This window comes from Ruminiclostridium herbifermentans (assembly GCF_005473905.2).
In the GTDB taxonomy this organism is placed as follows: domain Bacteria; phylum Bacillota; class Clostridia; order Acetivibrionales; family DSM-1351; genus Ruminiclostridium; species Ruminiclostridium herbifermentans.
On the sequence record NZ_CP061336.1, the window covers coordinates 2662545 to 2687116 of the forward strand.

The following is a 24572-nucleotide window of genomic DNA, read 5'->3' on the forward strand; positions in this document are numbered from 1 at the left end:
ATTCTATATTTCAACTTTTTTCTTTTTATAAACTTATTTATCGCCAGCAGTCTTATTGTTTTATCGACAATACTATTTCAAAATTATGAAGGTTATCATCATCCTTTGAGGTCAATAGTTATTATATTATATTTTTATATACTATTATCCATCCATGCTTTAACAATTGCTTTGTAGCTCTCCTCCATAAAGGGATTATTTTGTAATTCATAATACGCTTTCTGCAAATTCAAATAGCTTTTTCACTTTAGTTATCATTTCTTTGTTTATACCATTCCATACAAAATACGGAAACAATGGACATTTTGGCTTTGTATTGCCATTTAGTTCAAGAAGTAATGTGAGCCGCGGGCGTTTACCAGTTTTATCGGTTTGATTGCAATAACCGCATCCATCGCATATTTTAGTTCTATTAAAGACCATAGCTTTTAATTCAGCGTCCATCTGGTCATAAAATTTTAGTACTTTACTAAAATGAGGAACTTTGAACTCAAATATCATGGGGCTTACCTTTCGGAAGTCATATGAAATATTCATATACGCCTTTTGTTTATTTGGGTATTCTTTTTCATATCTAACTGTTAACTGGCTATTTTCGCAGGTGTATTCTTTCTCCAGAAAGTATTGTTCAAGTTCAGAAATTAGTGCTGGATTCCCTACCCTGCCGAAAATCTCATCTGCCGTGTATTTCTTATCCATAAGGCTTCCATACAGAAAATTCATCACATCATGTTCACTAATTTTATTATCTTTTGATATGGAACAGTGCAATTTCCATGCAGGAAACATTTCCTTATATTTATTATTTATAAAATAATAGCCCTCTTCTTTTTCATCACAAACAAGTCCGAATGCAAAAAGCTTATCTTTGTTTTTTTGTGTTATTCGTAAATTGCCTTTGCTAATGAATAAACTATTTTGCATGACTTCGCCTGCCAGACCCATTTTAATGAAGTATTCATAGACGGCAAAGAACTCCTTTTTGATTTTCTGCATTTTCGAAATCAATTTAGGTTTAGTATTATTAGTTTGCCAATACTCATAGCAATCGTCTGGTTCGTAAGAAATATTAATAATTGATAAATCCAAATAAATGGTTTCAATGCTTTCAAATAAAAAATCATACATTTGCTTTTGTGAATCGCAGCTAACATTGCAATCATTAACTGGTTTAAAGACAGGATAGGTTGCTAAATAAGGATAGATGACTCTCTTTCCTAGACCATCGAATGATTGGGCTAACGGTATATAATAGTATAAAATAACCTCTCCGTTTGCATCAGGTACTGTGAAACGCGGATTAGTGAATAACTGCATTGACCATTTCATCTGATTTGGGCAAAGTCCATTGTTTTTTATTGCCTGCATGGTTATTTCATGTGCACTGCTGCAAACATCAGCAGCATCTTTGCCCTTTATCCATCACATGCCAATCTTTTCATCACCAATTTCATAAACAGCATATCCCTCTGGTACCGTTACTCCTTCTTTAAAAAGCATTCCACAAACATATGAGAAATTTCCGTACCCCATATCCATGTAAATGCAGGTACCTACATACGCAGGCTGGTAAACATATTCCTGCTGCTTTTCAAGAACATAAAAAGTTCCATCGGCAAGACATTTATCCCAAAAGTTCGAGATACTGTTATCACCTTTATTATGTACTTCTATAGTAAACTTTTTTTCTTTACCTACCAAATATATTTTGGGCAAATCCACTACCTAGAATTTAACAAGTTGAGCCACATTAATCACCTATGCGTATAATAAATTCGTAATATAATTCCCCGTAACATTCTCATTTATCAAAGATTTTCACAAAATTCTTTTGGTCTTTTCTATGTGTATATCCACAATGACTATAAAATTGATGGGCTTTTTCTCTGCTAAAGCTTGACACAAGGCGTACTCCAGCACAATTATCATCTTTTGCCCATTGCTCCACAGTCATTAAAAGCTGCTTACCTATGCCTCTTCCTTGGTATTTCTCATCAACCGCAATTGCCATTTTTTAGGGATTCAGAATATGTACATTCATAATCAGCCCCATGTATATAGCCTACTACCAAATCATCTTCACAGGCAACCCATATTTTATCTGTTTGCCTGCTTATAATATATTTTAATCTTTCCTTTGTCTTTTCTTCAGGATAATCATATCCAAAGGAATTCTTGTTAATTTTACAAATGTAATGTGAGTCCTTTTCTGTTGCTGGGCGGATTTTGAGCATGGGGATTCCTCCTTTTAAATCTATAGTTTTAGAGTAATAGGGGTTGTCCATTATTTATTCAAGTCTTAACTCTTAACCTTCATCTGTTATTTAGTATGTATAGACCTATGTATTTTTTCCTATATATTAAACATTCTGTTTTCTTTTCTTCTGGATAATCATATCCTAATGCATTCTTGTTTATTCACAAATGTAATGTGAGGCGTTTTCTTTGACTTGGTGGATTTTGAGCACGATGGTCGACTTGTAAATATTTTTAGTGTTATCGTATTATTTATAGTTCATAAAATTCAATCAATATATGAAAAAATATAGTAATGACACTTTTCAATAACAAAAATGCACATTATTTCTTTTAAGATATTGATAACAGTTCCAAATTTTTATTTAAATTTAGTTTAGATATAAACTCCATTTCATCTATATGGCCTGAAACATAAAGTTCATAAATAAGAATCCAAGAAAATGCATTATCCCTTACTTGGCTTATATTTTCACTTTCCAACAAATCTTTTCGTAGAAGAATAATTTTAGCTAATTCATTTCTACTTTCTATAATTTGTTCCACTAGTAATTGTTCAATATTATTGCCTGTTTCGACCAACAAATATAACAGCCATAGTACTTCCAAATCATGCTCATACCTAATATGTTTGGTTATCATATCCTTTATAAGGACAACATCTTTTACATCTAATGTTAGGTTTTCTTTGTTTTTAATAAACAATGAACATGCCTTTGTTAAAGAGCGATCATTATTTTCAATAATTGTTAATAAATAAGCTTTATATAGGGATATGTTAGTTGCTTGTATCGGATTTTGTTCTAATGTTTTTAGCAAATATCTTATCGCTCCTTTAGTTCCATTTTTCTCCAATAATAAATATGTATTAAATAACTTCATTAATTCTGAATTATCCAGAGATTCTTTAATGAGTCCCTTAAAAATCTTTTCTAAATTCTCTACTACATAATAAGGAAAATCGTCTATCTCCGTCTTTTCATAATTAAGAGAAAATCCATACTTTTTAAGCACTCTTGTAAAAATGCTTATTATGGATTTTTCATCATCATTAAAAAGATAAATTTCATAATCATCAACATATCGAGAAAATTTAATACCCTCAAAATTCAATTCCTTATCAATACGAGTTAGAATTCCTTCCGCTATAATTTTTGATATTAATGGGCCAGGTAACAATCCGTTAGTTCTATTTAAATTTTGTCGTCTAAGGACTTCATCTAGTTTACGATATTTTCTATAAACATTACTAATTGTCTGATCATCAGGATTCCTTATAAATTTATTATAGTTGCGTTCAGTTTCTTCAACACCTAACAAAATTGCTGGTATCATATGCATATAGAAGCTAGAAAAGCAATTTGATATGTCTAACTTTAATACTTTTTTAGCCCCTGTTGCCTTAATTATTTTTTTGGCAATATTTTCAATATAATTAGAAGAAATTTCCTCCAATTGAGCAAAATCCATTATTTGAGTCGTTGTTCCACTATATGCTTGTTCATGTCTCATAATGCTATCATTTTCACCTAAAATAGGAGAAAACGATGCTTCGTTGTTTTCAGTAAACTCAATTAGTTCTTTTATAATATTTTCTTGCCTGATATAATTTCGAACGACAGTATACGCTCCGATTTCAGGAATAAAAATATTACGCCTAGCATCATTGTTGTTATATCTACTCATCGTAAAACAATATGGTTGAATTAAATCACAGTTCTCAGGAGGAACTCTCATAAATACTTTTTGATCTAATTTAAAACATGGAGGCAAATATTCAGAAAAAAAACCTGTTTCTGCTATTTCTTTTTCTATTTTGTTATAATCTCTAAGCATCTATACTTTTAATCTCCTTGTATAACTAATTTGTAACTTATTACTACATTAAAATGCTTGTTAATGTTGTAATCCCAGATACTCTTTTAACAATTTCAGAATGACATTTTTCTAAAAAGTATACAAAACAATTTGGGTTGTATAAAATTATATGAACATAATCATTATCATACTCAAATTTCATGTCCCCAGGTACTCTCCATTCACGTTCATGTGACCAGTCTACAATATCAAAATCTTCATTTTCTAATTTTTTAAAATCCAATTTAACTATTCTCCACCATTCTTCTTTTTGAAGTAAAGCTTTAGCTATGTCAGTCTGTTCATAAATAACAGGCCTTGCTCCATATGTTGCATACATATATGGTTTAATAAAAGAAAGTCCAACTCCACAGTAACGTAGTTTTTCTCTTGAATTACGTTCTCTTCTTTTACGCTCATGCTCTACATTTTGTATTAGAGCATATAAAGGAACATCTTGAAAACATACAGCACTCTTATCCCCTATTACATATCCAGTTTGTGTTGTACTCCCTAAAATAACTTTTTCTTTTAGTATCTTAATTAAATTGTCTACTGCCAATATATTTATTTCATTAAAGGTCATATCAGTGATATCTATTCCTGTTGGTTTAGTTAAATGTGTTAATCGTCCTGTTAAGTCTGAACGGTCAGCAATTCTATTACACTAGTCCACCATATTAATTCCCATGCCTTACCTCCATTTATTGAAACTCCATATTAATTGCTAATCTTATATTCTTACTATATTTTACCATAATCCTCATACTTTGTAATTATCTTCTATAATTTTTAAATATTATACTTTAAATACAATCACCAACCCACTTTAACCCCCATTTATTCCCAATAAATATACATAATTTGATTATTTATCCTCAAGAATATGTAGAACTTATTAATACACCATGTTTCATTTTTTATCTAAGTGCCTCCTAATAGCATTTCTCCCCCCACATTCTCCCATTTTATTCCTCTTTACAGAACACATGTTCGAGTTGTATAATTATATTACGAACACACGTTCTGTGTAGAGGTGATTTTGTGGAAAGGACTATATTGCATTGTGATCTCAATAACTTTTATGCCTCAGTTGAATGTTTATACAATCCGTCAATTAGAGATTGTCCGGTAGCTGTTTGCGGGAGTCAGGATTTACGGCATGGAATAGTACTTGCAAAGAATTATATTGCAAAAAAATATAATATTATCACTGGTGAAGCTATTTGGCAGGCCAAGCAGAAATGCCCCAATTTGGTAGTTATAAATCCCAACTACTCTTTGTATTTGCGATTCTCCAAAGAAGCCCGTGATATTTACTCTAGGTATACCAACAATATAGAGGCTTTTGGAATTGACGAATGTTGGATAGATGTTTCTGAAAGCACCAAGCTATACGGCTCAGGTGAGAAAATTGCAAACGAAATCAGGGAAGCTATTAAGGAGGAACTTGGAATTACAGCTTCTATTGGTGTAAGCTTCAATAAAATTTTTGCCAAATTGGGCAGCGATTTAAAAAAGCCTGATGCTGTTACTGTAATTTCAAAAGAAAATTACAAAGAAATAGTTTGGAAGCTTCCTGTAGGTGAGCTTTTATATGTTGGGCGTTCTACTAAGAAAAAGCTGAACAATATTGGTATTATGACAATTGGTGACCTCGCTGCCGTGTCCCCCACATTTTTGAGAAGTCTGTTGGGCAAATGGGGTGATACCCTCTGGGCATTTTCAAATGGCATGGATGAATCAGAGGTTACAGCGGTTGATTTTCAAAATACAATTAAAGGCATTGGAAATAGCATGACTACAGCAAGAGATTTAGTTAACAATGATGATGTGAAGTTCACTTTTTATGTTTTGGCAGAAAGTGTTGCAGAGCGTTTGCGAAAGCACAATTTTATGGGAAAAACCGTACAGGTGTATATAAGAGACAATGAACTGGGTTGTATGGAAAGGCAAGCAAAGCTTCAAAACCCCAGCTGTATTTCCGGTGAAATAGCTAATAAGGCTTTTGATATATTCAAGAAAAACTGGAGTTGGCACAAACCCATACGCTCACTGGGCATAAGGACTACAGACCTTGTTACGGCTGACACCTATACTCAGCTTTGCCTTTTTGAAGACCAAAACAGAAGGTGTAAGCAAGAAGCGCTGGAACAGAGTATTGATGAGTTAAGAAAACGCTTTGGGCACTATGCTATTCAAAGAGCGCTTTTTCTTAAGGATAAAGCACTTAATGCCAATCCTGTTGAAGACAATATTATACATCCGGTTTCATTTTTTAGGTAGGCAGATTGGGTTTGCTTCGTAAAATATGCAATTAATCCCTATTATCCTCGGATTCTATATTGAAGCTGAAGTATATAGCAGGATTAAGTTTCATTATTAAAATCTATTTATTATATTTGAAAAAATAATACTATATTCCCCGATAGTTTTAGTTTAGTGCTAATCTCTATGCCGACACAAAATAGTGAAGCTATCGTTATAGATACGCCAACTTTTTGTGGTTTCATACTTGATAAAAAAGTTTGTATTATAACATTTTATATTTCAAATAGAAGGAGGGCTAAGTTCTACGTCTGTATTTTGATGAATTTAATTCTCAAATTCAGGCTAGAATATAATTATGCGAAAGGTTTATGTTCAAGTAAATGCTGTTTTTTCATCAGATGGAGAGCTTACTCCCAAGTCCTTTATTTGGGATGATGGCAGACAATACGATATTGACAAAGTTTATGAACACAAGCCATCTGCAAGCCTTAAGGTAGGCGGTCATGGTATTCGTTATAAATGCAGAGTTATGGGAAAAGATATTTTTCTTTTTTTCGAAGACGGTCGCTGGTTTATGGAGGGTAAATAGAGCCTGTTGCTTTATGGATAACCAATAGACCTCCATTGACTTTATAAATTGATATGATATTCTGATATAGTAAAGGTCTACCAAGACTATCTGGCTTTTTAGCTTTATTTGATGCGGAGGAACACCCAATGTGCGGACGCTATGCAATTTTCACAGAAGAAGAAAATGCAGAGTTACGAGAGATTATCAATAGTATAAATGAGCGATACAAGGATGAGACTGCTAAAGAAAATTTGGCTTATGACCAGCTTTCACAAATGCAGGAGCCTAGCTGTACAAATACTAGCAAAGTACAGTCTAAAGGAAACTCAGCATATACCCAGCTTTCGCTCTTTCCAGAGGAGCCTGTCAGCAACAATATTTATCAGGTGCCCTCTCCAATGAAAACTGGTGAAATATTCCCTACCAATATAGTTCCCGTTATTACTGGTGTGTCTGGAAGTAAAAAGATCGCAGACCTCTTCAAGTGGGGCTTTCCAAATTACAGGCAAAATAGCGGAGTAATTATTAACGCAAGGAGTGAAACTCTGTCTGAAAAACCTACTTTTAGAAAGCTGCTCAAAAATAACAGATGCCTTGTCCCTGCCAGTGGCTTTTACGAGTGGAAAACTATTGAAAATCGTAAAGAAAAGTACTTAATCCGCTCTGTACCTGATAAATTAATGTATTTTGCAGGCCTGTACAATAGCTTTATCGATAAAAATGGTATTCCCTTTACCAGCTTTGTCATAATTACTACTGAAGCTAATAGTCAGATGTCACAAATTCACACTAGAATGCCAGTTATTTTAAGCAGTGCCAAAGCAATGAGTTGGATTAATGGTATCACTCCTGAAAGCGCTAATAATTCATATATTAGTACAAACACCTTTGATACAGATATTTTAAGCCTGCTAAAGCCATATGATAAGTTTATTAGTATTGAAAAGCTGGCAATATAAGCAGAAAACCAATCCTGCACTTGAAAGTTAGATTGGCTTATTTCTTTTTATTTATATCTTCAGCTAGGTTCGGTAGTTTAGCTTGATTCTTATGCCTTCTGCTAAGATTCGGTTGTTTAGCTTGATTCTTATGCCTTCAGCTAGGTAGTTTAGCTTGATTCTTATACTTCCAGCTAAGGTTCGGTAATTTTGCTTGATTCTTATGCCTTCAGCTAAGGTTTGGTAATTTTGCTTGATTCTTATGCCTTCAGCTAAGGTTTGGTAATTTGGCTTGATTCTTATGCCTTCTGCTAGGTTCGGTTGTTTAGCTTGATTCTTATACCTCCAGCTAAGATTCGTTAGTTTGGTTTCGCTGGTTATATAACTCCATACAAGTTTGATAGTTTAACCTAGTTCGTTTCATTTGACTCCAAATAATCTCGGTAACTTGGTTAAAATCATTTAATGGCTCCAAGTTAGCTAGTAATTTGATTACTTAGAAATATATCTCACAGGCTTATTAAGTTTACTTACCATACTTAGAGACATTGCTCTTTCAATCCATGTAGACGCTTGTTTTTTATTTATATTCAATTTTAATGCAATTTCTTCTAGAGTCATTGGTTGTTTTAGCAATTTAATTATTGATGGAATAACTATATCAAATAAATCATATGATGTTTGAGTCTCAAGAATTTTTTCTTTATCTATTCCGCTAATTCTACTTGCATTCTTTTTTGAATTAATATCGTAAAATTCATCTATAACTAGTTCTGTATCCTTTTTACAAATAGCACTTGTATCCGTATTTTTATCTTTAACTGTATCAGTGATTTCCTCTAAAACTTCTTTAATATAAGCCTCCGAACACTCTCTTATAGCCAAATCCTTCTCATATATTCCAAACAAATCCATTTGATTGTTTAAAGAAATTTTTTCACTTATTAAATCTGATAAATTATCTTTAGCAATATCAGTAAGTGGTATTCCACCCTTTTCAATTAACTTTTTATTCCCATCATATGTCTTATTATCCCATATAAAGGTTTTAACCCAATTATTCTTAATATTCTCTATTGCTCCTGCCCAAGTTCCGCCTTTGTTAAAGTCTGATGCAATAACAAAAGCAGCACTTGACAGGCAGTATATATACTTATTTCTGTTCATAGCTCCTCCAGCAGAAAAAGGAGCATCGGGATTGTTTGCGCTTATGAGCAGCAATTGCTTATTAACGATTCTTTCCCTAATTTCTTTCTTTTTAATCCTCTGAGATAACGAATCTGCCAAAATTGAAACCACCTTACCTCTATTTTCAATTGCAGATTGCTCTGAAGTTGTATCTATACCTTTTGCTCCACCTGAAAATATAGTAAGATTTTCACCAGCAGCCTTTTTAGCCAAATCGTAAGCAAATTTAACACCCTTCTCATCAATGTTTCTTGAACCAACTATAGCTATTCCTTTGCTATTTATCAATGATATATCTCCAGAATAGTAAAGTAATGGAGGAGCATTCTTTTTTAATAATGCTTTTATCCTCTTTGGATATTCCTTGTCACTTTTAGTTACCACACCTATACCTTTTCTTGATAACTCTTCAAGTGCAAAAGCAAGCTTCGCCCCTCTAGATAGTAGTATAGAAATTCTCTCTGCATTTTCTTCAGAAATCAATAGATTATTTTGAATTTCCTGCTTTGAAAGTTGCATTAAACCTGCGGGTTCTTTAATTTTAGAATTAATAATATTTGCTGCCAAGTTGCTCCATTCCACTATTGAAAATGGTTTAGCTCCATCATCCTTCAATAAGTGACTGCATAATAAAATAGTTACATAAGCATTATCTGAAAACATTTAATCTTGTCCTCCTGAGCCTGCTGTATTTGCTAATGCAAACGGATATACAAGCCCTGCTCCCTTTTTTCTAAGTTTATATCCACATACGGTAAATGTCCATCTTGAATCTACCATATCATCAACTAATAATACATTACCGGCATGAACATTATTATTTACTTCAAAGCTGTCCCAAGCATTTTTAAATTGACTATGACTATTATGAAGTTCTTTTTGTTGCTTAACATCTGCAATCTTAATAATTGTATCATAATATGGTAATCCAAGTAATTCAGATAACCTTACAGCAAAGCTTCTAACTAACTCTGGTCTTCTAAGTGAAGAGACAGCAGTTATCCACTCAATATTTTTTTGCCCTGCAAAATCTTTTAGCAGTTCAAAAGAAGCTTTTACTAAATCATCTGAAAAATATCCGTCGTTATATTTGTTTTTACTAACTTCTCTACCCCAGCCAGCATCTCCATAATTACTTAGTGCAATTCCATTCTCGCACCTATACATTTCATTAATTTTATTCTTACCATCTACAGATAATCCAGTCGGCCACTGTTTTCTTGCCTCAATTGTATAATGTTCATTTTTTATATATTTCAGTGCCTCTATAATTGTATCTCTTTTAACCGAACTTGGGTATATGTCTTTTTGTAAACAATTTCTGCATCGGTTACACTTTTTTGCAAAAGAATCATTTAGCTCCTTAGCAATGAACTCCATATAGCAATCATCTGTTTTAATAAAATCATTCATTCTTTGCAGTTCATAATGTCTTATCTTAGTTATGCTTTCGCTATATGCTAAATCGGGAGTCCATGGTATAGGTGACTTATAATACTTTGAACCATCTTTATATATATCACCACTTATAACTAAAAACTTCAAACAGTTTTCCAGTCTTTTATTACGTATGTCTATTTCTTTCATAATTTCATATATAGATATTCCATCACTATTCTCTATAGCTTTTACAACAATATCCATTTCTTTATATGTAGGAAATGCGGTATTAATAAAATAATTAGTTATTTCATCGTCTTCATTGCCAGCAAGTAAAATTGCATCTGCTGACTCAATTGCTCTTCCGGCCCTGCCTATTTGCTGATAATATGTAACAACATTACCTGGCTTTTGAAAATGTATTACAAATCCAATATCTGGCTTGTCAATACCCATACCGAAAGCAGTAGTTGCAACTAGTACTTTCATCTCATTGCGGATAAACATTTCTTCAAGCCGTAACCGTTCTTCTTTTTCCTCAATTTTATCTTTCCTTAACCCTGAGTAATAAGCATACGCATCAATACCGCACCATTTCAGCCATCCTGCTACTAAATTGCAATCATGCTTTGTTAAACAATAAATTAAACCCGTGCCATGCATTTTATTAATATTCTCAATTAACCATGCCAATCTTTCTTCTTTTCTATTTAAATGTATAACTTGTATTGAAAGAGATTCTCTTATCAATGGACCTCGTTGAATAATTATATCATTGCCTAGCTGTTCTGAAACATCTTTAACCACACGATCATTAGCTGTTGCGGTAGTAGCTAGCAAAGGAACATTTGGTGGCAAAAATTTTACAATATTTATAATTCTTCTATAGTCAGGTCTGAAATCATGTCCCCAATCAGAGATACAATGTGCCTCATCAATCACCAGCACCCCGATTGAACTATTAATCTCATTTAAGATATTCTTTTTAAATTCCTCATTATCCAATTTCTCGGGTGCTATAAATAAAACATCAACCTTGTTCTCCCTCAGTTCTTGATAAATTTCTTCCCATTCATCTTTATTATTTGTGTTTATTGTTCTTGTATTTAGTCCGAAATTATTGGCCGATTCAATCTGATTGTTCATTAATGCAAGTAATGGGCTAATAACTAAAGTAAATCCTTTTCCTTCTTTGCGCAATATTTTAGTTGACAGAAAATAAATCAAGCTTTTACCCCATCCTGTTTTCTGCACAACTAAAGCTCGCTTTCCTTGTAAAACCCCAATAATTGCTTCTAATTGACCATCTCTGAAAGTTGCGTCTTCACCATAAAATTCTTTCAGGCACTCAATTGCAATTCTTTTTAATTGCTCTTTATCCATAGAGTCACCTTCATTCTACATTATAAGGTTTCATTGTAAATGTATTCAGCCACCAAAAAAATAAACAAGTTATAGTTTTGGGTGGTATACTACTTGGTAACTCTATTATAATATTTATATAAAGAAAATTATATAAAAATAAACTTTTTATACTATTTTATCTTTTATTTTCCTAATTTCGCGAAAATCCAGCTATACGTATTTCACAAAAGTATTCAACTTATAAAATCACATTTTCAACCCCATTCATACTCACCAATTTCCCATTTGAAATTACTGAAATGGGGCCATGGCCTCCGCAGATAATGCAAGGCTTTTGGTTAGCATCGCCAATTTCTTCAGCAAGGCTTATAATTTGATTTCTCATTTCTGTTGCTTTAGCAGAGTCAGTATTAACACTCCTTAGAAGATATGGCGCAAGTGAATTAAACTCAGCTCTTTCAGGTGTAAATCCACTTATATTAACAAGAATATCGCCTGTAAAAACAATTCCGTATTTTCTGCACACAAAAACCATCTCTCCACGCAAGTGACCTCCGCTTCCTTCAAACACCTCAAATTCAAGGTCAGACACAGCAAAACTTCCAATAAACTGAAGATTATTGTGCTCCTCAGGAGTATCTTCATCAATAATATAGAATTTATCAGTATTTGGTGGTATATATCCTGAAATAATGCGGCTCAGCTTACTGTAGCCCAAACTAGTTTCATTTTGTTCTCTGTCATCAGGAACTCCCATATACTGCCGTTTCAAGCTGTCAGCACTCTTTTTATTAAGACAAATAGAAGCCCCTTCAAGCTTGGATAAAAGTCCGCAATGGTCAACATCTGCATGAGTAATGTATACTCTTTTTATTCTATTTTCCCAGTTAATAAATAGCTTGCTAAAAACCTCGAACATTTCATCTGCATATATAGCATAGCCAGTATCTATGAGCACAAGTTCCTCTTGAGTTTCCAAAACATAAGTATTACTGCCGCAGGGCGGTTCAATGCTGTAAAGAGTAACCAAATCACTAATTTTTATCTTTTCGATATCAGCCTTAAAATTAATTCCCTGTCGCTTATTTATGAAATATGCAAATCTTCGAATATAGTCAAATACCGTGTCTGGATTTTCACCCTTATCCTGAAGCCTTTGCATAATCCTGTTAGACTCAGAAATAAACTCCATCGTTGTTTCAGTGCTTAGCTGTAAAAGCTTTTGCATCTCATTAGCAAGTCTTATATAAAATATTGTATTATCCAAATTCTTTTCAGAATCATCATATTCAGCAATATCAACCTGATAAACTTCGCTAATATCATCAAGTACCATTTTGATTATTTTAGGATTTTCAATTAATAGTCCCATTTTAAAGTTCTGGTAATCCGAATTGGTAGAGTTTGAGTTTATATATGAAATATTTATGTCATACCTGTCAAGGATTTTAAGTATTGGCAGAACTGCTCCTGGTACATCTGGTATTTTTATATTAACCATAACAACTCTGACTTCAGATAACTTATTATTAATATAGCCTATAGTTCCCAGTTCTTCTGCTATTTCAGAAAGTGCCTCTTCAGATGCTTCGACGTCAATAAACAGTGTATGCAGGTCAACTGCCTTGTTATAACTGACGCGAGCAATATTTCCATTGTGCTTTGCTATGATTTTTGATGCAAGTAAGAATGCTCCTGTTTTATCTGGCATACTTGTGATGTACGTTTTTCGTGGCATATAGAACCTCCATAAATATTAAGTATATGCTAATACTTAATATTTACCCATTTTAACTGAAATTAAAATATTTATTTAATTCTCAGTTCTAGTTTCTAAGTTTCTATCATTTTTAGTTTCTACAAATACAGCCAATTAAAACAACGTAAGCTGCTTATCATAGTAACCTTGCTTATAATCCTTAATTATATCCTTCATATAAAATAAAATACCAAGTATCTCACACTTCTGCTTAGCAATTGACATAAGCTGCTTGGCATTAAGAGAACTGCATTCATATGAATTGCCGAAAGCATCTAACTAATTATTATTGCTATCATATGTCCAACCAAAATCATTGTGATAAATCATCAGCTTAGTCATACCACCGTCAATTGCAATATTCTCACCTGTAATAAAGCCTGCCTTATCACTGCAAAGAAACAATACCATATTAGCAATATCAATGGGAGTTCCAACTCTGCCTGCTGGGTGCTGAGTATTATCAGCACCGTGAAATTCAGTTCCGCTAGTGTCAATCCATCCCGGGCTAATGGAATTTACTCTTACCTTTCCCGCCAAACTTACTGCCAGTGCATGAGTTAAGGCAGAGATTCCGCCTTTTGCCGCCGTGTAGCTTTCTGTATTAGGCTGACTCATTCTGTCTCTGCTAGATGAAATATTTACAATTGCCGCACCCTTGCCAAAATTGTTCATGAATAACTTTGCTAGCATAAATGGAGCTGTTACACCAGTTCGAAGAACATAATTAAAATCATCATATGAACAATTTTCAATACCTCCTCGTGTTAAACACGCATTATTTATAATATAATCCACATGCCCATAATCCTTTAGAACCTTTGCCGCAAAATTACGCAGAACACCTTCATCGGCTATGTCACCCACAAAATAAGGGTTATCTGATTTATCAATAACGCAAACATTTGCACCCTCTTTACGGAATTCCTCACAAATGACCTTTCCTATACCATTAGCACCACCAGTTACAACAGCTACTTTATTTTTAAACATATTATCCCTAGTCTCCTAAAAATTAATTATTTATTTTATTTATGCAAACAATTAAATAAACTATTTATACAAATTATCGGAACATATTATACTAAAAAGTTTCAATTTATTAAACCAATTATATCATTTTAAAATGACAGCAGTCAGTTATATTAATATAGATTAATAATCAATGTCAGTCAAAAGTACCTAACTAAAGTTAAGTACAGCCATGCTTATGCTTAGTTGTTTTCTGTACAGACAATAAAAATGCATTCCAAATGTTAAATATATTGTCTAACTTTTGGAATGCATAGCATAATCTCAACTGACTTATTATTATGTGGTATATCTTATTTTACAATAGCTGTGAAAGCTTTGTCTTTCTTAATTGAAGAAAATGCTGAATCTTTTTTTATTATCAATGTATTTCTTATCAAATGAAATTGCTTTTTTTAGACTCTCAATTGATTTATCTTTATTCTTAAGCAAAGCATATGCACAAGCTTTTTGGTAGTGAGCCTCTCCATTAACAGCATCTACACTAATTGACTTATCATACATTTTAATTGCATCTGCATACTTTTTATTTTTTACCATTGCGTTACCCTTTTGAGTATACAAATCTTTATTACTAGGCTTTAGTGCTATGGCTTTATCTAAAACTTTTATAGCATCTTGATACTTTCCAAGACCTAGTAATGCGTCGCTTTTATTAGAATATGCATCAATATTATATGGATTCTGTGAAATTATATTATCATAAATTTTAATAGCTTCTGCATATTTCTTCCACGAATAATATATCTGTCCCTTTTTATTCATCATTGAGAAATCTTTTGGTTTAATTTTCAGGAAATCATCTGCAACTTTGACAGCCTCCTGATATTTTTTCTGTTCAACTAATATATCTGCTTTTTCATTTTATTATTCTCCATATATTTTTTCAATAATACCATTTTACTACAATTTTATAGTGCTCTCAACAAAATATTTACATTTACCCTAACATAAAAATGCTACTAAGCCAGAGACTTCAGTTTTTCTAAATTCTCTGCTTAGCAGCATTTTTACTTGTATAAAATTATGCATATATAATAAATATCTGCAGATAGTCTTTCTTAAATAACAGTCTATTGTTCCATAATTATGTAAACAATCAAAATTTATGAATGAGCTTTTCTTACAACATTATGTTACCTAATGTAATTATTTGCCCAACAACTGTGAACACACTTAGAGTCGCAGCTTCCTCTACAAGTATATGAACAACTGCTTGCACATTCATAATCACATGTATAGCAATATCCACTTATATCCTGTCTTGCTTTAGTAATTTTTTTATTTGAAAATAAACGCTCCATATTAACACCTCCCACGCCCCAATAGGCATAAAAAATTATTGTTAGTAGTAGTACCATGCATATGTAATACAGGCATAGAATTGTTTTCTTCTATATATCCCTCAGCATTAATTCCAAATCCAGTGGAATGCACCACTTGCTCACTTAGATTGCATATTTCAGTATTGATTCCACTGTCTACTATAGCAATTCTTATCTTCTTGCTAGATTCTCCGATATCAAATCACCTCCTTGCATCTCTCCATTAATAAGTTCAACCTCTGCTTTATATAATTTTTTATATATGCTGTTAGTGTGTATTAATGAGTGGTGTTTGCCGCAACCTGCTAACTTTCCTTGTTCCATTACATATATAACATCAGCTTCAATTATTGTTGAAAGCCTGTGAGCTATTATAACCACAGTACAATCCTTAGCTATGGCATCAATAGCTTTCTTTATATAAAATTGAGATTCATTATCCAAAGCTGAAGTAGCTTCATCAAATAGAATTATTTTTGATTTTTTGATTAAAGCTCTTGCAATTGCAATTCTTTGTATTTGACCACCAGAAAAATTAACGCCATTTTCTCCTATCACAGAATCATATTTATTAGGTAAAGTTTCAATGTACTCATGTATAAATGCCTTCTTACATGCATTTTCTATTTCTTGCTGAGACGCATTTGGATTTGCAAGCAACAAATTCTCTTTTATTGATGTCATAAATAAAACAGGTTCTTGACGGACAACTGAAATATGCTTTCGCAAGTCCTCTTCTTTAATGTCATTTATGTCTATACCATCAATTAAGATACGTCCTTCACAAGGGTCATACAACTTAAGCAGCAAATTGAACAAAGTAGTTTTACCGCTTCCACTGCTCCCTACTATTGCAGTCTTACTTTTTGCTGGAATATGTAAAGTCAGATTATTAATTACCTTTGCTTTCTTGCTATAACTAAAGGATACATTTTCAAACATTATCTCACCCTTTAGTTTGTCCACACTTTTTTCACCGAATTTTTCAGCTTTATAAGACAGTCCGTCAATCAATAAAAATATTCTTTCAATGGAGTTCATGACTTGTTGAAGATTAAGATTTAGTTTGCTAATGTTGGTTATCGAACTTGAAAACTGCCCAGAATACGAATAAAAAGCTATAAAATATTTTATGTCTAATAAACCTTTTACAACAAATAGACCTCCAAAAAAAGCAACTGCCATTTGAGAAAAAAAGCTTACAACACTTGATAATGCTTGAGACTTAGCGCCTAACAATGTTATTTCCACTATCTTATTCTTAATTTTGTTCGATAAGTAAATAAAAGAATCAAATTTTTCTTTTTTAACTCCCAGACTTTTTATCTCTCTTATCCCCCAAATTGCTTGTCCCGAATCACTATAGTATTTATCATTTAGTTCTGATAACTCTTTGTTACTTTGTCTTATTTTCTTGCCGTATTTATTAAAAATATAAAAGGATATTGGAAAAGTAAATACCACTATTAAGGCTAATTTTATACTTATAGCAAATACTGTTACCCCTATAGCAATAAGACGTATTATATCAACGATAGTGTTTAACAATGTTCCTGTAATAGCATTTGCTACTGCTGCAGCATCTCCATGCAATCTAGAAATTAATTCTCCGTTGCTTATATCATCATAAGCCTTTACAGGTAGATCAAGCATTGATTTATACATATCCCTTTTTAAGTTGAATATTATATTTTGGTTAAGTGAAGAAAATATATATGATTGCAAATATGAAATTATATTGGTAAGTATGCCCAATATAATGCTATACATTATATTAAGTGCTGCACCGTCCATACTTTTTTGGAACAGACTGTCCAATATTCTCCCCCAAAGCAGAGGCATTATTAATCCAGTACCAATTGTGCTGATAATACATAATAGTGCAATTATAAATTTAGCCTTATAATTAAAAACATATTTTAGCATACGTTTAATTAAAGCAACATCTTTTTCATTTAGACCTTTAATCTTCATTTTTTGTCCCCACATTATATATTTATAATAATCATCAATCTATTTCATATTAATCTTTCACTTTATCTTTCGAGTACTATTACAGATAAAATTTATTTTTACATCTTAGAAAATAACTTAAAGCCAAAACTTAACTTCTGAAAGCCAAATTCTTATATATGAAAAATTAGTATTATTTTAAAGATTAAATTGAGCAGTAATTTGTTCCATTTTTTAATAATATTATCATAGTAATTTCAATTAAATATTGTATTTATATTGTAGTTATATTGAACTTTTGTTGAATTTTCTATGATATCATTATTTAAATATATATCCATTTATAGTTGATATAGGAAACTATAATGTGATAAAATTCTTACGGTTAGACTATTTGCACTATATGTTGTAGTTATTAAATTAACTTGTTGTGCTAAATTTTTGAACTGAGTTTGTCGGTAAACAACTAATGCTTATATGCAAGTACAAAATATAAATGAAAATATCTTGAAATAAACAATTTAAATAAGTTTGTGAAGAAGCAACAGTATGCTAATACTATAATTTTACTCAGCAAGGTTAATAAAATAATTGGCCTGCGCATTAAATTAATATAATATCCTGTCCTTGTTTTTTATACTGGAGGTACATATGACAGACAATTCCCTTAATATCGATAATGTTTTAAATATAATTTTTAAAACCACTACAAAAAGTCCACAAATTTTCGCCGATTTTTATCTTAGAAAAGATATATCTATAATATCAAGATGGAGAAATGGTACGATTGTACCTAAAACAGAGGATTTAAAAAAAATAGCTGAGTTTGTTTTAAATGAGTCTACCGAAGTACAGAGACTTGTTATCAAAAACGAATTAATATCAATATTAAGAAATAGTTTGTTAAAACAGGAGCTTAAGCAAACTATAATTAATAAAGAAAACTTTGAAGATTTTTTGATTGAATTCTTGAGTATCTTTACAATAGAATTTGATTTATATGAAGAAACAAAATCTAACCATCCTGCTGCAAAAAAAATTTTTACCCCAAAGAAACGTTCTGCTAGTATTGAATTAGAAAACAAAGAACTTGAGCAAATTGATAATCAAAATGATATTTCCGGCAATTATAAAGGTATTATGAAATTTAATCTATCTATAGATAAAAAGGGTAATATTACTTCCAATAATTCTATAAAAAGGCTAATTAGAAATACTAATCAAAATGTAAAGGATATAAATAAAATAAAAAATATTAAATATTTATTGAGCAAAGCAACATTAGTAATAGTATTGTTCTCGCTAACCAGCTTTATAGTTTATCAAGCACTAGATAATAAGCAAAGCAATATCGGCTTAGAAACAGCTCCCGCTCAGAGTTCTCAAGTAGTAGCTTCTCCTAAGCAAAATAACACTGTAATTGCAGATGATAAAAAGTCATCTGACAATGATATACCAACTGCCTCTTCACCAGCTGTGTCCAGTGATACAAATTCTACTTTAGCTAAAAATACTGAAGTAGTTGAGAAGAAACAGCATGAAAGCCCCAAAAAAACATCTCCAAAGGCTTCATCTAAAAAAAGCGCTGAGAGTGGTATTAAGACCGACTTAAATACCTCCTCAAAGAACAACAATAAAGACAGCAACAATAATATTGAAAATAGTAATAATAATATTAATAATTCTATTAATATAAATGGCAGTAATAATAACATTGCTGTAGGAAGTTCTACAATCATACTAGAAAACGAATAGTCTGCATTAAGCAATTTATTTTTACCGAAAAACCGACACGATATTGGTTTTAGCACACTATGAATCATAGATGTTGAATATAGTAAGCCAGCTTTTTGCATTGATGAACTAAAACACACCAAATATATAGATACTCCCCACACATTAGTAAAAAAGACTTGCGTTTTTTGAGACTCGAAAGTGCACCATGTAAGCACAAACTATACTTTCGAGTTATTTCTTGTCTACAAGCCATTGATAAGCTTAAACACCGATAGATTTTTGCGGTGGGATAGTAGAATTAATAATTAATAGGAGGAAGACTTTTGAAAATTGTTTCTAGAATTTTACTTTTTACTATTATTTCAATTCAAATAATCCTTTTAATGATTAATCCTATATATGCAAAAGATAATTACATTTATGTTAATACCAATAAATCAATTTCAATAAAACCAAAAATAATTAACAACAAACCGTATATCCCATTGCGAACTGCACTTGAAGCTTATGGTTGGGAAGTAACTTGGAACTCAGCTAACAAATCTATAACTTGCATTAGGGAAGCTGATAAGGTTATTTTTACAGTTAATAATAGAACTGCTGAAATTAACAATGTTAAAACCCACATAAATAGTTCACCAATTATAATTTCAGGTGTTACATATATAGAAAGCAAGCTGCTGGCAACACAATTCGGAATTAAAGTCAGATGGAATAAAACAGATAATTTCATAGTTGTATCAAACGATGTGTACAGTAATATTGCTGTAAAAGGAAACGGAAATATTATTGTTGCCGGAAATGGTATTATTGTCAATATAATAGAACCCTATGGAATTGACACCTTAAACGACATGCTTGATTATGCAGATAGCATGTTAGCTAAAAATCTTGTAGATGATGCTGTTATACAATACAAGAGTATTCTAGATAATATCTCTTTAAATGAAGACCCTAATATTTATGCACATATCATGAATAATCTTGGAAATGCATATACCCTTAAATCAGAAATTAGAAATAAGGTTTCAAACATTAATTATGCAATAAGCTATTACAAACAAGCATTAGAAATCTATTCCTCAGATGCAAACAGTCTTAAATATTCAATAGCATCTATTAATCTAGGCAATGCTTACAATGTTCTTTGGGAAGTTTCAAGAGAAGAAGAACATCTAAAAATGGCACTTGAGTATTTTTCAAATGCCTCCATTAACGATTTGTCAAAGAATTATATCCTTGAATATGCTACTTTGCAAAACAATATTGGAATAACTTATTTTAGGCTAAATCAAAAAAACTTATCTGAAGAAAGCCTACTGACAGCATTAAATATATATAATGATTATTTAAATATATACAATTTTTCAGAAACACCCTTAGAATGTGCTTCAATACATAAAAAGACTGGAGATATTTATAAGTTATTATTCTCCTTCTCCCCATCCGATTTGTATATTCAAAGTGCAATTGACTCATATAAGCAAGCCTTAAATGTGTTTACTGTTGAAAGCTATCCAAAAGAATACGCAAAGCTTCATCAAAGCCTTGGTGATGTTTTTTCAATTCAACTTGCGAAGTGGAATACAGATAGCTTTAATAAACCATATTTAGCTGAATATTTGTCATCTAATACCTTTGCACAAGTTAATAGTATAAAATTACCTTCACTAGTAAAGCCAACTTTACTTGAATTAATTAAAAATGAGTACACAGAAAGCTTATTAATCTACACATATGAAAAATATCCTATTGGGTATGCATATAGCAATTATTTACTTGCTGCAGTATATAGCCATTTAATTATAAATCAAAATGAAAAAGAATACCTTTCATCAGCTCTTTCTGCATATAATAATTCGCTAAAGGTCTATACAGAGCAGGATTATCCAGTTCTTAATTCCCTAATTAATCAGAAGGTTAATGAAATGGTCAACATTAACTGAAAATATATGCAAATTATATTTTTGACTAGACCACTTATTTTTATATACTACTAACTCAACTTCTACATAGACGTTTTTAACTTCTCATTAGTTAGTTGAGTATAAAAAATGGAGGTAACTATGAAAAAATTAGTAAAACTTACAGCCTTTCTTTTTATGTTGATATTAAGTTCAACATTTGCATATGCAAACACAAGCCCTGTATCAGGTGTTAAAATCAATGGAGAAAATGTTAAATTCAACTATCCCCCCTTCAAAGTTAGTGATACTATTTTTGTTCCAATAGCAGAAATAGCTGATATTTTAGGCTATGATTATAAATGGGATAGTACAAAAAGAACTGTGACATGCAGAAATAGTAACAAAAATATTATATTTAACTTATTTAGTAAAACAATAACAGTTAATGAAGAACATCATGTTCTTAAACTATCACCAATTATTATTAATAATAAGTTCTACATTCCTGATGAGGCTTTGGATATAGCATATGGAATAAAATCCTACTGGGATAAAAGTGATAATGTTTTCCATATAAATATTTTAAACGATCTATCTATTACAGGAAATAATAATAATATTGCAATAGGTTATGAAAATATTCTTTACATAGATAAACGGTACGGATTAAGCAAAATAAATGACAGTATCAACGATGCTAACAAGCTATTTGAGGAGAATCGTTTTTCTCCAGCTATAAAAGCCTATGAAAATATTCTAAAAAATATATCAAGTACCAAAAATCCTGAGGAATATATTCTAGTAAAATTCAATATAGGAAATGCATATACAAAGCTTTCTCAATACAATAACAATGAGGATAACCTTAAGAAGGCAATAATTGTATATGAGGAAGCCTTAAAAATATGTTCTGAAGAAAAATATACAAATATGTATTTTTCTATTCAAAATGGTTTGGGTGTTGCATATTTATATCTTTCAACAGTAAGAGATGCACATACAAATATTCCTAATGCACTAATTTGCTTTGAGAAAGCTTTAAAAGCCAGAAATATTGACCCTTTACAAAAATCCGAGGTTCAGAAAAATCTTGGATATGCATATTATTCTCTTTCAAATGTAAAAGATAAAACAGAAAACCTTAATAAAGGCTTAGAATATTGTAATGAAGCTTTAAAAATTTATACTCTTGAAAGCTATCCTTCACAGTATTCAGCTGTTCAAAAAATAATAGGTATGATATATTCAAGCTTGTCTGAAATAAGTAATTATCAAGAATTTGTCACTAATATTAATAAATCAATATTAGCCTTTAACCAAGCACAATTGGGGTATAAAAAAATTGATGATTCTGTAAACTATACACTCATTAATCTTAATTTAAGTACAAGCCATATACAGTTATTTAGTAAGGAAGGAACTGAAAGCTACGCCTTAAAAGCATTAGAATTTTGTGAAGAAGCACTTAGTTTTTTTACCATTGAGCAGTATCCTAATTACTATGCTGATACAAATATAATACTATCTAATGTCTATAGAAATCTATTTGTCATGTCTGACTCACCTGATAATCTTTTAAAAGCAATTGCTTTACGTGAGGAAGTCTTAAAGATTTATAGTATGGAAAATTACCCATTACATTTTTCAGATGTACAAATGAGTTTAGGTAAAATGTATGTTCAATTGTCTACCATTCGTAATTCTGAAGAAAACTTAAAGAAAGCTTCTAATGCTTATAATAATGCTTTCAAAGTATATACTAATGATAAATATCCAATAAGTTCTTACGAAAATAAATATGACCTTGCAGATTGGTATAGTAAGCTTTCTGATATTGAAGATGCTGCAGATAATCTTTCAAGAGCAATTCAGCTTTACATTGAGTTGCTTGATTTCTACACACTTGATATGTACCCCACTAAATATGCAAGTATTTATTTCAATTTATCTTTTGCATACACAAAATTAGCAAATTATAGGGATTATCAAGAAAATAATTTAAAAGCTATTAATGCTGCTAATGAATCTCTAAAGGTATTTAAGATAGATACATTTCCTCTAGATTATGCAAAAGTTCAAAATTCTTTAGCTTGCTCTTATTCTGGATTGGGCCTTATAACAGGAGATTTAAATTATATAAGAAAATCCTTTAGTGCTTATGAACAAGCATTAAAAGTATATACCTTTGAGCAATTCCCACAAAGCTATGCAATAATAAATACCAATCTAGGTTACTCGTACTATTTCTATGCCGGTCTAAGCCAAGATAGTATTTATTATCAGAAATCAATAAACGCTAATTTTGAAGCTCTTAAAGTTTTTACTCCTGAAACATACCCTTTAAAATATGCTTTATGTCAATGCCAGCTAGGAAACTCCTATACAAATTTATCAGCATACATTAATGTAAAAGAAAATCTATATAGAGCCATAAAAGCATATGAAGAAGCTATTAATATATTTAATAAGGAAGATTATTATTCAGAGTTAGCAAAAACAAAATTGGGCCTAGCATTTGCTTATACTAAGCTTGCAAATTTGGAATCAAATAAAGAAATGTTTGAAAAAGCCATTGCTCTAAATGAGGAAGCTTCACAAACTATCACTTATAAAAGTTCACCCCAAGACTATTATTCATCACAAATATCTTTAGGACAGCTATATTACTATCTATCAAATTATTCTGATAAAGAATACAATCTTACTAAATCAATTAGTATACTTAATAGTGTAGTCAATTTGGGAGTGGAGGAAGATGGTTCTTACCAATATGCCACCATTCAATATATCCTTGGTATTTCATATAAAGAACTAGCTGAAATAAAGGACAAAGAGGCAAATCAGAAAAAAGCATTAGAATGTTTTAATAATTCACTTAAATATAAAACTAATATAATAGAGCGTGAAACAATCGAGAAATATATAGATGAGATAGCAAAAAGTTGTACCATATACTCAAAGTCTCCTACTTCTGTACAGTAGGAGACTTTGTCTTATAAACCCCTCTTACTAAATATTTTAATCTAGTAATTA

19 protein-coding genes are annotated in these 24572 nt (G+C 31.3%); 6 read left to right on the top strand and 13 right to left on the bottom strand.

The features are described from left to right. Window positions 1-207 precede the first annotated feature (207 nt). The 6 genes from EHE19_RS10960 to EHE19_RS10980 form a co-directional block, all read right to left on the bottom strand. Window positions 208-1368, bottom strand: coding sequence for a hypothetical protein (locus EHE19_RS10960; protein WP_190530263.1), 1161 nt, complete (start codon window positions 1366-1368; stop codon window positions 208-210). A gap of 54 nt (window positions 1369-1422) precedes the next feature. Beyond that, the gene (locus tag EHE19_RS10965) at window positions 1423-1716 is read right to left on the bottom strand and encodes a hypothetical protein (RefSeq protein ID WP_190530265.1); all 294 of its coding nucleotides are present in this window, start codon (window positions 1714-1716) and stop codon (window positions 1423-1425) included. An 85-nt stretch (window positions 1717-1801) separates the two neighbouring features. Then, entirely contained in the window at window positions 1802-2011 is a 210-nt protein-coding gene (locus EHE19_RS19580) for a GNAT family N-acetyltransferase (RefSeq protein ID WP_205314706.1), read from the bottom strand. Further along, window positions 1995-2234 (bottom strand): GNAT family protein, encoded by a 240-nt coding sequence (locus EHE19_RS19585; RefSeq protein WP_205314707.1) that lies wholly within the window; start codon window positions 2232-2234, stop codon window positions 1995-1997. The genes EHE19_RS19580 and EHE19_RS19585 overlap by 17 nt, the downstream gene beginning before the upstream one ends. 355 nt (window positions 2235-2589) lie before the next feature. Further along, window positions 2590-4092: an RNA-directed DNA polymerase gene (locus EHE19_RS10975; RefSeq protein ID WP_137695900.1), complete on the bottom strand. Its 1503-nt coding sequence runs from the start codon at window positions 4090-4092 to the stop codon at window positions 2590-2592. A 43-nt stretch (window positions 4093-4135) separates the two neighbouring features. Next, a complete protein-coding gene (locus EHE19_RS10980) occupies window positions 4136-4699 on the bottom strand; it encodes a DUF2971 domain-containing protein (protein ID WP_137695899.1) in 564 nt (187 codons plus the stop codon). A gap of 458 nt (window positions 4700-5157) precedes the next feature. Here EHE19_RS10980 and dinB point away from each other — a divergent pair, with 458 nt between their 5' ends. The 3 genes from dinB to EHE19_RS10995 all read left to right on the top strand — a co-directional run bounded on the left by dinB (window position 5158) and on the right by EHE19_RS10995 (window position 7914). Next, window positions 5158-6399 (top strand): DNA polymerase IV, encoded by a 1242-nt coding sequence (gene dinB, locus EHE19_RS10985; RefSeq protein WP_137695898.1) that lies wholly within the window; start codon window positions 5158-5160, stop codon window positions 6397-6399. Window positions 6400-6739: 340 nt separating this feature from the next. Beyond that, window positions 6740-6973, top strand: coding sequence for a hypothetical protein (locus EHE19_RS10990; RefSeq protein ID WP_137695897.1), 234 nt, complete (start codon window positions 6740-6742; stop codon window positions 6971-6973). Between the two features lie 128 nt (window positions 6974-7101). Then, window positions 7102-7914, top strand: coding sequence for an SOS response-associated peptidase (locus EHE19_RS10995; RefSeq protein WP_137695896.1), 813 nt, complete (start codon window positions 7102-7104; stop codon window positions 7912-7914). Between the two features lie 471 nt (window positions 7915-8385). Here EHE19_RS10995 and EHE19_RS11000 read toward each other — a convergent pair whose 3' ends face one another. The 7 genes from EHE19_RS11000 to EHE19_RS11030 form a co-directional block, all read right to left on the bottom strand. After that, window positions 8386-9744 carry a DNA-processing protein DprA gene (locus EHE19_RS11000; protein ID WP_137695895.1) on the bottom strand — a complete coding sequence of 453 codons (1359 nt, stop codon included), beginning with the start codon at window positions 9742-9744 and terminating at the stop codon, window positions 8386-8388. After that, window positions 9745-11844: a RecQ family ATP-dependent DNA helicase gene (locus EHE19_RS11005; protein WP_137695894.1), complete on the bottom strand. Its 2100-nt coding sequence runs from the start codon at window positions 11842-11844 to the stop codon at window positions 9745-9747. It lies immediately after the preceding gene. A 220-nt stretch (window positions 11845-12064) separates the two neighbouring features. Beyond that, window positions 12065-13564 (bottom strand): MBL fold metallo-hydrolase, encoded by a 1500-nt coding sequence (locus EHE19_RS11010; RefSeq protein WP_137695893.1) that lies wholly within the window; start codon window positions 13562-13564, stop codon window positions 12065-12067. Window positions 13565-13864: 300 nt separating this feature from the next. Next, the gene (locus EHE19_RS11015; protein ID WP_137695892.1) at window positions 13865-14578 is read right to left on the bottom strand and encodes an SDR family oxidoreductase; all 714 of its coding nucleotides are present in this window, start codon (window positions 14576-14578) and stop codon (window positions 13865-13867) included. Between the two features lie 366 nt (window positions 14579-14944). Beyond that, the gene (locus EHE19_RS11020; RefSeq protein ID WP_137695891.1) at window positions 14945-15466 is read right to left on the bottom strand and encodes a tetratricopeptide repeat protein; all 522 of its coding nucleotides are present in this window, start codon (window positions 15464-15466) and stop codon (window positions 14945-14947) included. A gap of 287 nt (window positions 15467-15753) precedes the next feature. Then, entirely contained in the window at window positions 15754-15921 is a 168-nt protein-coding gene (locus EHE19_RS11025) for an AC3_0185 family rSAM-modified Cys-rich RiPP (protein ID WP_171003471.1), read from the bottom strand. 192 nt (window positions 15922-16113) lie between these two features. After that, window positions 16114-17916, bottom strand: a complete 1803-nt coding sequence (locus tag EHE19_RS11030; RefSeq protein WP_137695889.1) for an ABC transporter ATP-binding protein — start codon at window positions 17914-17916, stop codon at window positions 16114-16116. A 630-nt stretch (window positions 17917-18546) separates the two neighbouring features. On the opposite strand from EHE19_RS11030, the gene EHE19_RS11035 reads away from it, so the two are divergent. The 3 genes from EHE19_RS11035 to EHE19_RS11045 all read left to right on the top strand — a co-directional run bounded on the left by EHE19_RS11035 (window position 18547) and on the right by EHE19_RS11045 (window position 24521). Then, entirely contained in the window at window positions 18547-19650 is a 1104-nt protein-coding gene (locus EHE19_RS11035; protein WP_137695888.1) for a hypothetical protein, read from the top strand. A 305-nt stretch (window positions 19651-19955) separates the two neighbouring features. Beyond that, a complete protein-coding gene (locus tag EHE19_RS11040; protein ID WP_137695887.1) occupies window positions 19956-21578 on the top strand; it encodes a copper amine oxidase N-terminal domain-containing protein in 1623 nt (540 codons plus the stop codon). A gap of 120 nt (window positions 21579-21698) precedes the next feature. Then, complete coding sequence (locus tag EHE19_RS11045) at window positions 21699-24521, top strand: stalk domain-containing protein (protein ID WP_171003470.1); 2823 nt, start codon at window positions 21699-21701, stop codon at window positions 24519-24521. Window positions 24522-24572: the final 51 nt, after the last annotated feature.

Bases quoted from the DNA above. Each gene is read 5' to 3' on its own strand.
- EHE19_RS10960 (WP_190530263.1), bottom strand. From the start codon at position 1,368: ATGCAGGCAATAAAAAACAATGGACTTTGCCCAAATCAGATGAAATGG.
- EHE19_RS19580 (WP_205314706.1), bottom strand. From the start codon at position 2,011: ATGGCAATTGCGGTTGATGAGAAATACCAAGGAAGAGGCATAGGTAAG.
- EHE19_RS19585 (WP_205314707.1), bottom strand. From the start codon at position 2,234: ATGCTCAAAATCCGCCCAGCAACAGAAAAGGACTCACATTACATTTGT.
- EHE19_RS10975 (WP_137695900.1), bottom strand. From the start codon at position 4,092: ATGCTTAGAGATTATAACAAAATAGAAAAAGAAATAGCAGAAACAGGT.
- EHE19_RS10980 (WP_137695899.1), bottom strand. From the start codon at position 4,699: ATGACCTTTAATGAAATAAATATATTGGCAGTAGACAATTTAATTAAG.
- EHE19_RS10990 (WP_137695897.1), top strand. From the start codon at position 6,740: ATGCGAAAGGTTTATGTTCAAGTAAATGCTGTTTTTTCATCAGATGGA.
- EHE19_RS10995 (WP_137695896.1), top strand. From the start codon at position 7,102: ATGTGCGGACGCTATGCAATTTTCACAGAAGAAGAAAATGCAGAGTTA.
- EHE19_RS11000 (WP_137695895.1), bottom strand. From the start codon at position 9,744: ATGTTTTCAGATAATGCTTATGTAACTATTTTATTATGCAGTCACTTA.
- EHE19_RS11005 (WP_137695894.1), bottom strand. From the start codon at position 11,844: ATGGATAAAGAGCAATTAAAAAGAATTGCAATTGAGTGCCTGAAAGAA.
- EHE19_RS11010 (WP_137695893.1), bottom strand. From the start codon at position 13,564: ATGCCACGAAAAACGTACATCACAAGTATGCCAGATAAAACAGGAGCA.
- EHE19_RS11015 (WP_137695892.1), bottom strand. From the start codon at position 14,578: ATGTTTAAAAATAAAGTAGCTGTTGTAACTGGTGGTGCTAATGGTATA.
- EHE19_RS11025 (WP_171003471.1), bottom strand. From the start codon at position 15,921: ATGGAGCGTTTATTTTCAAATAAAAAAATTACTAAAGCAAGACAGGAT.
- EHE19_RS11030 (WP_137695889.1), bottom strand. From the start codon at position 17,916: ATGAAGATTAAAGGTCTAAATGAAAAAGATGTTGCTTTAATTAAACGT.
- EHE19_RS11035 (WP_137695888.1), top strand. From the start codon at position 18,547: ATGACAGACAATTCCCTTAATATCGATAATGTTTTAAATATAATTTTT.
- EHE19_RS11045 (WP_171003470.1), top strand. From the start codon at position 21,699: ATGAAAAAATTAGTAAAACTTACAGCCTTTCTTTTTATGTTGATATTA.